This is a genomic window from Mesorhizobium sp. Root695 (assembly GCF_001428185.1).
GTDB lineage: Bacteria > Pseudomonadota > Alphaproteobacteria > Rhizobiales > Rhizobiaceae > Mesorhizobium.
Genome location: NZ_LMHO01000023.1, coordinates 664,791 through 676,617 on the forward strand (window position 1 = coordinate 664,791; position 11,827 = coordinate 676,617).

10 protein-coding genes are annotated in these 11,827 nt (G+C 61.5%); 5 read left to right on the forward strand and 5 right to left on the reverse strand.

Translation table 11 applies throughout. The features are described from left to right. The first annotated feature begins 28 nt into the window (after positions 1-28). The 4 genes from rfaD to ASD99_RS22330 all read left to right on the forward strand — a co-directional run bounded on the left by rfaD (position 29) and on the right by ASD99_RS22330 (position 3,479). The gene (rfaD, locus tag ASD99_RS22315; protein WP_057144884.1) at positions 29-979 is read left to right on the forward strand and encodes an ADP-glyceromanno-heptose 6-epimerase; all 951 of its coding nucleotides are present in this window, start codon (positions 29-31) and stop codon (positions 977-979) included. Continuing rightward, positions 952-1,959, forward strand: a complete 1,008-nt coding sequence (gene waaF, locus ASD99_RS22320) for a lipopolysaccharide heptosyltransferase II (protein ID WP_057144885.1) — start codon at positions 952-954, stop codon at positions 1,957-1,959. The genes rfaD and waaF overlap by 28 nt, the downstream gene beginning before the upstream one ends. Next, entirely contained in the window at positions 1,956-2,924 is a 969-nt protein-coding gene (waaC, locus tag ASD99_RS22325; protein WP_057144886.1) for a lipopolysaccharide heptosyltransferase I, read from the forward strand. The genes waaF and waaC overlap by 4 nt, the downstream gene beginning before the upstream one ends. A gap of 261 nt (positions 2,925-3,185) precedes the next feature. After that, positions 3,186-3,479 carry a DUF6916 family protein gene (locus ASD99_RS22330; protein ID WP_057144940.1) on the forward strand — a complete coding sequence of 98 codons (294 nt, stop codon included), beginning with the start codon at positions 3,186-3,188 and terminating at the stop codon, positions 3,477-3,479. Between the two features lie 38 nt (positions 3,480-3,517). Here ASD99_RS22330 and ASD99_RS22335 read toward each other — a convergent pair whose 3' ends face one another. The 4 genes from ASD99_RS22335 to ASD99_RS22350 form a co-directional block, all read right to left on the reverse strand. Further along, complete coding sequence (locus ASD99_RS22335; RefSeq protein WP_162256718.1) at positions 3,518-4,033, reverse strand: GNAT family N-acetyltransferase; 516 nt, start codon at positions 4,031-4,033, stop codon at positions 3,518-3,520. 23 nt (positions 4,034-4,056) lie between these two features. Beyond that, positions 4,057-4,590 (reverse strand): phage tail protein, encoded by a 534-nt coding sequence (locus tag ASD99_RS22340; RefSeq protein WP_057144888.1) that lies wholly within the window; start codon positions 4,588-4,590, stop codon positions 4,057-4,059. A 61-nt stretch (positions 4,591-4,651) separates the two neighbouring features. Beyond that, positions 4,652-5,182 carry a phage tail protein gene (locus tag ASD99_RS22345; protein WP_057144889.1) on the reverse strand — a complete coding sequence of 177 codons (531 nt, stop codon included), beginning with the start codon at positions 5,180-5,182 and terminating at the stop codon, positions 4,652-4,654. A 61-nt stretch (positions 5,183-5,243) separates the two neighbouring features. Then, entirely contained in the window at positions 5,244-5,774 is a 531-nt protein-coding gene (locus tag ASD99_RS22350) for a phage tail protein (RefSeq protein ID WP_057144890.1), read from the reverse strand. 471 nt (positions 5,775-6,245) lie between these two features. On the opposite strand from ASD99_RS22350, the gene ASD99_RS22355 reads away from it, so the two are divergent. Continuing rightward, complete coding sequence (locus tag ASD99_RS22355; RefSeq protein WP_162256719.1) at positions 6,246-10,811, forward strand: putative Ig domain-containing protein; 4,566 nt, start codon at positions 6,246-6,248, stop codon at positions 10,809-10,811. A 192-nt stretch (positions 10,812-11,003) separates the two neighbouring features. Here the strand turns inward: ASD99_RS22355 and greA are convergent, their stop codons facing one another. After that, positions 11,004-11,477 (reverse strand): transcription elongation factor GreA, encoded by a 474-nt coding sequence (gene greA, locus ASD99_RS22360; RefSeq protein WP_013530066.1) that lies wholly within the window; start codon positions 11,475-11,477, stop codon positions 11,004-11,006. Between the last annotated feature and the right edge of the window lie 350 nt (positions 11,478-11,827).

Consider the following 11,827-nt stretch of genomic DNA (forward strand, 5'->3'; position numbering starts at 1 on the left):
AAGTGAAACGCGTATCAGGGCCAACAACATGATCATCGTCACGGGCGGCGCCGGCATGATCGGCTCCAATATCGTCGCCGCGCTGAATGCCGAAGGCCATGACGACATCCTCGTCGTCGACGACCTCACAGACGGCCACAAGATCGCCAATCTCGCCGACTTGCAGGTCGCCGACTATCTCGACAAGGACGATTTCCTGCCTCGCATGGAGGCCGGCTCGCTCGGCCGCATCGAGGCCGTCTTCCACCAGGGCGCCTGCTCGACCACCACCGAGTGGAACGGCAAGTTCATGATGGAGGTGAATTACGGCTTCTCCAAGCGGCTGCTGCATGCAAGCCAGGCGCTGCGCGTGCCCTTCCTCTACGCCTCCTCGGCTTCCGTCTATGGCGGCGGCTCGGAGTTTCGCGAGGACCCGGCGCTCGAGCGGCCGCTCAACGTCTATGCCTATTCGAAGAAACTGTTCGACGACTATGTCAGGCGCATCGTCTTCGACACCGACCATTCGCAGGTCGCGGGCCTGCGCTACTTCAACGTCTATGGCCCGCGCGAAGCGCACAAGGGCGCCATGGCCTCGGTCGCCTTCCATCTGTTCAACCAGGTCGATCGGGGCGAAAACCCGAAACTGTTCGGCGCCTATGGCGGGTTCGGACCTGGCGAACAGAGCCGCGACTTCATCCATGTCGGCGATGTCGCCGACGTCAATCTGTGGCTGTGGAAACGGGGCTCAAGCGGCATCTTCAATTGCGGCACCGGCCGCGCCCAGCCCTTCCGCGCCATCGCAGAAACGGTGATCGACACGCTAGGCAAGGGCGAGATCGAGTTCATCGAATTCCCCGACCACCTCAAGGGCAGCTACCAGAGCTTTACGCAAGCTGATATGTCCCGTTTGCGCGCGGCCGGTTACAATGGCCAATTCCGGACAGTGGAAACCGGTGTCAGAGACTATGTCGAATGGCTGAAAGCCCAACGATCCTCGTGATCGGCCCACGCTGGGTGGGCGACATGGTGATGGCGCAGTGCCTGTTCTCGGCGCTGAAGGAGTTGCATCCCAACGCAGCCATCGATGTGCTGGCGCCGGCATGGGCCGCGCCGCTGGTCAAGCGCATGCCCGAAATCCGCCAGCAGATCGACTTTCCGCTCAAACCCGGCGCGCTCGAATTCACCCATCGCCGCCGCTTCGGCCGCCTGCTGCGCGGCCGCTACGACATGGCCTACATCCTGCCGGGCAGTTGGAAGTCGGCATTGATCCCGTTCTTTGCCCGCATTCCGCGCCGTGTCGGCAATCTGCGCGAGATGCGCTATGGCCTGTTGACCTATATCGTGCCGCTGCCCGACAGCGTCAAACGACGCACCGCGCAGGCCTATTTCGGCCTCGCCCAGGGCGGCAGCTTCCGGGCGCCCCGGCTGAGCGTGGACACGAAAAACCAGGTCGCCCTGCTCGACCGCTTCGGGCTGGCGCCCCAGAAATTCGTGGCACTTATGCCTGGCGCCGAATTCGGCCCGGCCAAGCGCTGGCCGAGCGAAAGCTATGCCGGGCTTGCCCGCTATCTCATGGACAAAGGCTTGAAGGTCGCACTGTTCGGCTCAAAGAACGACCGCGACGTGACGGCGGAGATCGCAGCCCTTGCCCCTGGCGTTGTCGACCTCGCCGGGCAGACGCGGCTGGAGGACGCCATCGACCTGATATCAGCCGCGAGGCTGGCGGTGTCCAATGACAGCGGGCTGATGCATGTCGCGGCGGGAGTCGGCACACCGATCGTAGCCGTCTATGGCTCGACCTCGCCCGAGAACACGCCGCCGCTGGCCGAGCATCGGGAACTGGTCTGGCTCGGCCTGTCCTGCTCGCCCTGCCATCAGAAGGTCTGCCCGCTCGGCCACCTCAACTGCCTGAAGACGCTTGAAGTCGGCCAGGTCGCGGCGGCAGCGGACCGGCTGCTGGAAATTCCGGCCGCGGCATGAAGGTGCTGATCGTCAAGACATCGTCGATGGGCGATGTCATCCACACCTTTCCCGCCGTCGAGGACGCCCGCCGCCAGCTGCCGGACATAACCTTCGACTGGTGCGTCGAAGAGGCATTCGCCGGCATCGTCGCGCTGCACCCGGCGATCTACAGCATCCACACTGTGGCGATCCGGCGCTGGCGCAAGGCGCTGCTCGACGGCGGCACATGGCGCGAGGCGGCCGCCTTGCGCCGCACCTTGCGCGATTGCCGCTACGACCTTGTCATCGACGCGCAAGGCCTGTTGAAATCGGCCCTGGTGGCAAGACAGGCAGGCGCCCCCATTGCCGGCTTCGACCGCTCCAGCGCGCGCGAGCCCTCGGCGACGCTGTTCTACGACGTCACCTATGCCGTGCCCCGCGACCTGCACGCCATCGAGCGGACGCGGCGGCTGTTCGGCCTGGCGCTCGGCTATCAGCCCGACCTTTCGACGCTGGACTCCGGCATCGTGCCGCCTGCCGGCACTCTGGCCGGCATTTCCGGGAAAATCGCCTTCCTGCTGCACGGCACCAGCCGCGAAGACAAGAAATGGCCCGTCCATGACTGGATCGAAACCGCCCGCCTCATTGTGGATCGCGGCATGGCGCCGGTCACCACATGGTCGAACGAGCGGGAGAAGGCCGTGGCTGAAGCGATCGCGAAAGCCGTTCCATCAACGATCGTGGTGCCGAAATCACCACTGGCCGAAGTTGCCGCATATATCGGCCGCTCGACGCTGGTCATCGGCGCCGACACCGGGCTGACCCACCTCGCCAGCGCTTTCGGACTGCCGACGGTCGCGGTGTTCCTGGCAACCGAGCCCGGTCTCACCGGTCCGCGCGGGCCCTATGCGTCGACGCTTTTGGCAGCGCCTGGGGAAAGTGTGACGCCGGCGGAGGTGGTGGTCGAGGCGCAAAGGCTTTTGGCGCTTAAAGCCCCGGCATAGGGCCTTTCACACTGCGTCGCACGATCAAGCGCATCGGCTCAATCTGTCAGCTCGTTTAGAAATCGATATTGGCGGATGCTGCTTTCGCACACAGTCGACCGCAAGTGCTTCGATCCAAAGTCTCGCCTGTATTGAAAAATTCACCAAGTCTTTCGTATGGTGCGGCAGGGCGATATTAACAGCCGGGACCGCGCGCTATCAGAGACTAGCACACCCGAGCGTGATCGACCGGATCGCGTGCGATTTGAGGACAATGAGCTTATGGGGCTTGTGACACTGGAACACTTCGCCAGCTGTGTAGGCAGTGCGTTCGACATCGACATGGGGCAGAGTTCGATGGCGCTGACGCTGTCGGAGGCCAGACCACTGCCTGAAAGTGGGTTTCCAGGAATGCGTCGATCGCCCTTTTCCTTGATGTTCCGAAGCGGCTCACCGATCGTGCTGCCGCAAAAACTCTATAAGTTGAAAAACGCAACTCTCGGCAACCTCGAGATATTCCTTGTCCCTGTCGCCAGGGACAAGGAAGGGATCGTTTATCAGGCGGTCTTCAATTGAGGCCACAGGCCTGGTTGAAGAAGAGCCAGTCGGAGCGATCAGGCCGTAGACCACTGCATCCCGATATGAGTATCGGTAGCATCGACTTCGTGAAAATGAAGGCGGCGGTAGAGAGCCTGCGCACGAATGTTGCGCCGCTCAACATGCAGGAAAACGCTTGATGCCGAACAGCTTTGCGCCTGGCGTTGAATTGCCTTCAGCATGGCGAGCCCTCGGCCGCGATTGCGCCATTCAGGTAGGAACCCGATATCGATGATGTGCCAACGCTGGGCGGTGGAATCGACATAGAGCCGTCCGATCTGCTTACGCTTGTCTTGCACGATCAGGAAATCGGCATTTGAAAATACCGTGACATAGTGGCGGTGCTGGAGATCAAATTGCCGGTCGATGAAGGCCCGCTTCATCTCCTGCAGCCACGGCACGGGTTCCATTTCCTCCATACGGAATGACCAGTAAAGCCGTCGCAGAAACGGAATGTCCGTAAGCGTCGCGCGGCGGGATGCAACGCGCGAAAAAATCAACCGTGACTTTTCACCGGCTGGAAATGCCGGCAACCTTTCTGCTTCGATGGGTATCATCAACCGAAGGACGGATAGACCCCCGCCATCGCTATACTGTAATTCAGTGCGAGATAAGGCTGACGATTCTCATGCGGCTGACTGCTCCCGGTCGGGCCGAGCATGGTTGGCGGGAATTGCGCGTTCGGCTGCGCATTGGCCACAAAAGGACTGGTGCTTCCCGGCGGTGTCAATGAATTGCCGGCGGAAGGAGAGCCCGTTTTCTTGGCCAGATCCGGCTGATTGTATATCGTGAACTGATGCATGTGCCCCGGCATTTCGGCAACCGTCAGCGTCTCGCTGTTTGCACCGAATGTCTCACCGATGGTGCGGCTTGAAACCCCGGGACCGTTGCCCTGGTTGCAGCCGGCGCGGTTGGCAAAATTGGGCAACTGAAAGGTGGTCGTGCCATTGCCGCCGAAATTGACGCCAAGCAGCGAGAACAGCGCCGAATTTTGCTGGATCGGAATAACGGCGCCATTGCAGGACGCCCACCCGAGCGGTGCAAAGTTGAAGCCGAAGACTTGTATCTCACCGAGGAAGGGCTCAGTCATTGGAGTGTCCTTGCGATCTGGATGGCGAACCGGTTTCCATAAAAATTCCCAGGCGCGGGGCTCAGCCCTGCGATGGGAAAATTCCCGCCCATGCAATGCAGAACTGCACTGTGAGCGTCGGCATTGTGTTGTCATGCGGCGAGTTCCCGCCGACAGTCTGGGTCGATTGTGGGGCGGTGACATAAGGCGTCGCGCCGGTAATGTCGGTTACATACATGGTGTCGTTTGAGACGGCACCAAGTTCGACCGTCGTGTTGACCGATTTGCCATCGGCGCTCGCCGGGGTCGCGGTCATCGAATGATTGTGCTGCGGCATCTGCTGGGGGAGCAGTGTGACGTTCTCGCTGCCGGCCGCCTGGCCCAGGACATAGCTCGAAAGGCCCGGCCCGGTGCCCTGATGGATGGGCACACGACTGGAAAGACTGGGCACGGCGAACGTAGACTGGCCATCGCCGCCATAGGTTGTGCCGATCAGTGTAAACAACACCTCATATTCCGAGATGGGATACAGGCTCCCGTCGCAAGCGAACCAGCCGTTCGGCACACGCGAAAAACCGAACATCCGGATCTCTCCGACAAAGGGCGTGCTCATCGATGGACCTCCTCCGGGCAGTGATTTTGGCGTGCAATGGACTGGGTGGTTGCTGGCGGCGTCAACTGCGTGACGGAAAAATCCCGCTCATCGCGATGTTGTAGTTGATGGTCTCGTAAGGTTGTATGTTCGGGTGCGACTGGTTGCCGCCGACATAGGTGACGGTGGGAGGCGCCAGGGGAACCACGCGACCATTCGGTGCGGCATAGATGGCGTTTGTGGTGGTCCCATAGAGCGCACTGCTGGGATTGCGCGCCGCACCCGCGGCCGTGGTCGCGTTACCCACATGGTTGTGGACCGGCAGTTGCTGAGACAGCAGCGTGACGTTTTCAACGCCGCCCGTTTCACCCCACTGATAGGGCGATGGGTTCCAGTTCGGATCGGCGGATGGACCAAATCCGACCGGGGTGCGGCTCTGCAGATTGGGCAGGCCGAAGGTCGTGGTACCATTGCCGCCATAGGTGGTCCCCAGCAGCGAAAACAGTGCCTGGTTCTGAGCGATGGCGATTAGCGAGCCGTTGCAAAAGGCGAAGCCCTTTTGCGCGAACCCGAACCCCGTCATCATGATCTGGCCGAGAAAAAATTCCGCCATTAGCATCCCCTAATATTAGACAGCTATCTTGTTGAATTCATCATTGCTCATAAACCATGGATTCTGCAAGAGGAGTCTTACACTCGAGGTAGACATGGTGAAGACTGTATGATTTACTTTGCATTCGAATCCGACGAAGGTGATCGCACCCGGATTCTGGGAAGATTAAAGATTTGATTGGTCGATATTTTTCGCTTCGGTACTAAAGCGTATCGACTGTCGGCATGGGGGCGTGCATTGGATCGGACTGTAAAGTATTGCGCCGGGCGTTCGGACGCGCTTGCCAGCAGGTTCCTGCTATGGGTTGCCATGCTTGCGCTTGTTGGCATGGCTGCCTTGGCGCCATCCAGGGCGCAGGCGGCGCCATCCTTGGGCTGCCCCGCCCCGATAACGTTTACCGTGGCATCCGGCGGTTCCCACCAGATCGACGCGTCGTCATGCGACTCTTTCGGAACAAATTCGCAGGACTATGTGGTACAGCCCGCGCACGGTACCGTCACCATCGACAATGCAGATGCCGGGCTTCTGACCTATGTCAACAATGGCGACGGCGCCCTGTCGGACAGTTTCACCTTTGAAGATGCGTCTGGGGGCGTCGTCACGGTCAATGTGACCGTCTTGCCTGCCAGTTCGCCCATCACCGTCACCCCCGCAAGCCTGCCGACACCGGCAGTCGGCGTTTTCTACGACCAGACACTTTCCTCTAGCGGTGGTGTGGGACCGTATACCTATACGCCGGGCGGCGGCAGCTTGCCGCCGGGGCTTAGCCTTGCAACAGACGGCAGGATTTCCGGCACGCCAACGGGCTCGGGCCCTTACAGCTACACCGTGCATGTGGTGGATTCCACGGCCGGCACGCCTTTGACGACCGATAAAAGCTACAGTTTCACTGTCACCGGACCCACCCTGGTCGTTTCACCGACCAACCCGCCCGCAGGCGCCGTAGGCTTTGCATACAGCCAGCAACTCAGCACCAGCGGCGGCACAGCGCCCTATACTTACAGTGTCGAGAATGGCCCCCTGCCGGCAGGATTGAGCTTGTCTTCCAGCGGCCTGATTTCCGGAACGCCGAGCGCTCAGGGCACCGTCACATTCAAGGTCAAGTCGCAGGACAGCACAACGATCTCGACCGGGGGCGTCTGGCTCGTCACCCAGGACATAACCGTCGTCATCAATGCCGCGCCGACCATCGACGTCAATCCGGCCACTCTGCCTGGTGGCGCCGCGGTCGGATCGGCCTACAGCACGACCATTTCTGGCAGCGGTGGAACAGGCCCCTATACTTTCATCATCAGCGCGGGTGCGCTTCCCGCCGGGATGACGCTGTCGGCGGCGGGCGTGCTTTCCGGCACGCCGACCGCCGGCGGAACGTTCAATTTCACCGTCCAGGCAACCGATAGCAGCACCGCGCCGGGGCCATTCAGCGGTACACGGGCCTACGCAATGACCGTTGCCGCTCCAACCATCGCGTTGCCGGCAGCCACACTTGCCGACGGCACGATCAGCACGGCCTATTCCGCCGCGCTCAATCCTGCGACCGGTGGCACCGCGCCCTACGCATATGCATTGACGGCCGGCGCCCTTCCGCCAGGCCTGTCGCTGTCCAGCGCGGGTGCGTTGTCAGGAACGCCGACCGCGGAGGGAACTTACAACTTCTCTGTCACCGCGACCGACAGCAGCACGGGGACCGGCCCCTATTCGAGTGCACCCCGCGCCTACAGCATAACCGTCCTCGACATTCCGCCGGTCGCCAACGCGGTGTCGGCCACGGTCGCCTACAACAGCAGCGCCAATCCGATCACGCTCAACATCACAGCCGGCACGCCGACATCGGTCGCGGTCGCCACTCCGGCTGCCCACGGCACGGCAGTAGCCAGCGGCACATCGATAACCTACACACCCACTGCCGGCTTTGCCGGTCCAGACTCGTTCACCTACACAGCAACGAATACGGCCGGAACGTCCGCACCGGCGACCGTCACCATCACGGTCAGCAATCCGACGATCGTGGTCGCGGCATCCGGGGCTTTGACCGCGCAAGTCGGCGTTGCCTACACACAGACCTTCACCGCATCCGGTGGTGCGGCGCCATACACGCTGTCGGTGAGCGGCTTGCCGGCAGGCCTATCCCAGACAGGGACAACAGCCAACAGCGTGACTGTTTCCGGAACGCCGAGTGCGGCGGGCAGCTTCATCCTCAGTGTCACAGGATCCGACAGCAGCACCGGAAATGGCCCCTTCGCGATTTCACAGCCCTTCACGCTCGCCGTCGCTGCGCCAACGCTTGTCGTAGCGCCGGCGCCGGGATCTATTCCCGTCCCCTATGGTGCGCCGTTCAGCCAGCAGTTCTCTGCGTCGGGCGGCACAGGTCCGTACAGCTTCAGCATCACCGCCGGCGCCCTTCCCCCAGGCATCTCGTTCAATTCGGCTGGGCTGCTCTCCGGAACGGCCACGGCACCCGGCACCTACAACTTCACGCTCCAGGCACAAGACAGCAGCACCGGCACCGGAGCGCCTTTTACAGTCGCGGCGTCCTACGCATTGGTGGTCGGGCCGCCCACCGTCGTTGTCAGCCCTGCGACGCTGGCTAATGCCACGGCTGCTTCGCCCTACTCTGCCACGGTCACAGCATCCGGAGGTGTCGCGCCCTATACGTTCTCGTTGACCTCCGGTGCGCTGCCGGTCGGTATGTCGTTCAATTCGGCGGGTACTTTCTCGGGCACGCCTACCCAATCCGGAACTTTTTCGCTCACGGTCCAGGCAAGCGATGCTAACGGCCAGACAGGGACCCATGTCTATAGCTTGACGGTCGACGTGCCGGCCCTGACCATATCGCCCACCAGCATCCCAGGCGGCACGGCCGGAATTGCCTACAGCCAGCCGCTCACGGCGAGCGGCGGCAACGGCCCCTATACCTATGCGCTCACCGCGGGCGGACTGCCGGCAGGCGTAACCATCGCGGGCGGCGCAATCGCTGGAACGCCGACTGTTGCCGGCACCTTCAACTTCACTGTGACGGCGACCGACAGCACGGCGGGCACGGCGGCCAGTGGGTCCCAGGCCTATACGCTGGTGGTTGCAGCGCCGACCATAGCGCTGGCACCAGCCAGCCTCCCTGCCGGTCAATATGACGTTGCTTACAGCCAGACACTCACAGCCAGCGGGGGCACCAGCCCTTACAGTTTTGCGGTGACGACAGGCGCGCTGCCGACCGGGATAACACTTTCTTCGACGGGAACGCTTTCGGGCACACCGAAGGTTGTCGGCTCGTTCAACATCACCGTCACGGCGACAGACAATCTTGGTTTCACCGGCACGGCAAACTATACGCTTGTGATCGGCAACAACCCGCCGGTTGCCAACCCGGAGACTGCCGAAACCCTTGAAGGGCAGCCCGTGACCATCCACGTCACGGACAACGATACCGGGACCATCACCTCTGTTGCGGTCGCCACCGCGCCAGCGCACGGCACCGCGACGGTCAGCGGCACCGACATCGTCTACACGCCGGCAGCGTCCTTCAACGGGTCGGATACGCTGCAGTACACGGCGACCGGACCAGGTGGAACCTCGGCGCCCGCCGCCGTCACGATCAACGTCAGGCCTGTGCCCGTCCCTGTCGCGCAGCACGTCACGACAGTGTCGGGCAAGGCAGTGGTGGTCGACCTGACCAAGGACGCTGTTGGCGGGCCGTTTACCACTGCAAGCCTTGTTTTGGTGCCTCCCCCTTCATCGGGAACGACGGTGCTGAACGGGTTCCAACTCACCTTCACCCCGACAGCGACATACCAGGGCACGGCCACGGTGACCTTCACCTTGAGCAATGCTTATGCAACGTCGGCGGTGACGGCGATCACCATCGAGGTCGTGGAGCGCCCCGATCCGACGCTGGACAGCGAGGTCATGGGCATCCTCAACGCCGAGACCGCCGCGACACGTCGTTTTGCCACTTCGCAGATCGGCAATTTCCAGCAGCGTCTGGAAGGTCTTCATGACAGCGGCGATGGTCAGGAACCGGTCGACAGTCTGGCCTTTGTCCAAGGCATAGTGCTCTCGTTCGACAGCACCTGCGGTGACCAGGAGCGGGCAGCAAAGGGAGAATCTTGTGGGCGCAGTCAGGCGTCTGACCCCAACTGGCCCTTCAAATCGTCTCTCGACGACACCGCTACATCGGGCACGCCCGGAAGCTTCGGCTCCGGCAGCTTCGGCCACAGCAAGGTGACCATATGGACCGGCGGTTCGATCAATATCGGCGAGCGTGACGGCGAAGATGGCTACAAGTTCGAGACCACCGGCCTCAGCGCCGGTATCGACTATCGCCTCAGCCGTGCTTTTGCGATCGGTCTTGGCATGGGTTACGGCCGCGATGTCAGCGACATCGGTGACAACGGCAGCCGCAGCAAGGGTGAGGCCTACACGGCGGGCCTCTATGCCAGCTATCATCCCGGCCAGGACTACTTCATCGACGGTCTGGTCGGATATCAGTGGCTTTCATTCGATTCGCAGCGCTATCTGACATCCGGTGGCGGCTTTGCCACCGGCGAACGGGACGGTGGCCAGTGGTTCGCCTCGGTTTCAGCCGGCAAGAAGTTCGAGATCGAACAGTGGCAGATTTCGCCTTATGCCCGTCTCGACGTGGCACGTGCGACCCTGGACGAATTCACCGAAAATGGCGATCCGTCATCGGCCCTGCACTATGGCGAGCAGGACATCAGCACCACCACGGGCAATCTCGGCATGACGCTCAACTACAAGGTCCCGGTCAGCTTCGGGGTGGTTTCGCCGCAATTGAGGCTGGAGTACCAGCACGACTTCCAGGGCGACAGCGCGATCACGATGAACTATGCGGACATGTTCGGCGGACCTTTCTATCACACCACCATCGATGGGATGGGAAAGGACCGCTTCATGCTCGGCCTCGGTGTCAATGTGCAGACGGTCCAGGACTTTGCCGTGCGGCTGGAATATCGCGGCCTGTTCGGCAGCGATGGCGACACCGACAATGGTTTCCTGGTCAATCTGGGCAAGAAGTTCTGACCCCAGGCTGGTATGGGACAGAGTGGTTCGGCGTTTCTGTGAGACGATGAACTGTGCTGCAACGGCAGCAGAGCAATTCCAGGAAAGTGTGCAACGGTTTTCTCGGGAAAAGCGCTTTGCGCTTTCCCCTGGGAATTATCTCAAACTAAGGAGTTAGAGCGGTTCGCCGTTTCCGTAAAACGGTGACCTTGTCTAAATGAACTGCACCTGGACGATCTCATACCCCCTGGCACCGCCAGGCGCATTGACCTCGATGGCGTCGCCGACTTCCTTGCCGATGAGCGCGCGGGCGATCGGCGAGGAGATCGAGATGCGGCCGGACTTCACGTCCGCTTCCTGGTCGCCGACGATCCGGTAGGTCTTCTTTTCCTCAGTGTCCTCGTCGACCAGCACCACGGTGGCGCCGAACTTTATCTTGTCGCCGCTAAGCTTGCTGACGTCGATCACCTCGGCGCGCGCGATATAATCTTCAAGCTCGTTGACGCGACCCTCATTGAGGCTCTGCGCCTCTTTGGCGGCATGATATTCGGCATTTTCGGACAGGTCGCCATGCGAGCGCGCCTCGGAGATGGCCTCGATGATGCGCGGCCGCTCTTCCTGCTGGCGCCAGCGCAGCTCTTCCTTCAATGACGCGAACCCCTCGCCTGTCATCGGGACCTTGTTCATGATGCCTGACCTTTCCTGCTGCCACCCCCGCGTTTCGGGGAAAGCCTTGTCGATGGGTACAAAAAGAAAACGGTCCGGCAGCCTCGGGCTAACGGAACCGTTTCACCGCAATTTCCCTGAATATAGCAATCTTCGCGGGTTTTTCACGTCCAAAAATCGGTTTTGCAAAAATCATCCCCGCTTTCATCAGTCGGGAGCGGCTAATAAGTCCGAGGCGTAACAAAAAAGCGGCCGCGATCGCTCGCGGCCGCTTCAGACTGCTGACAAACCCCTGGCATTTGCCGGGGGTTTTTGATTCACTGGGTCATGTTGAAGCGACCCGCCCCTGAACAGACCGCGCTCGAGATGGT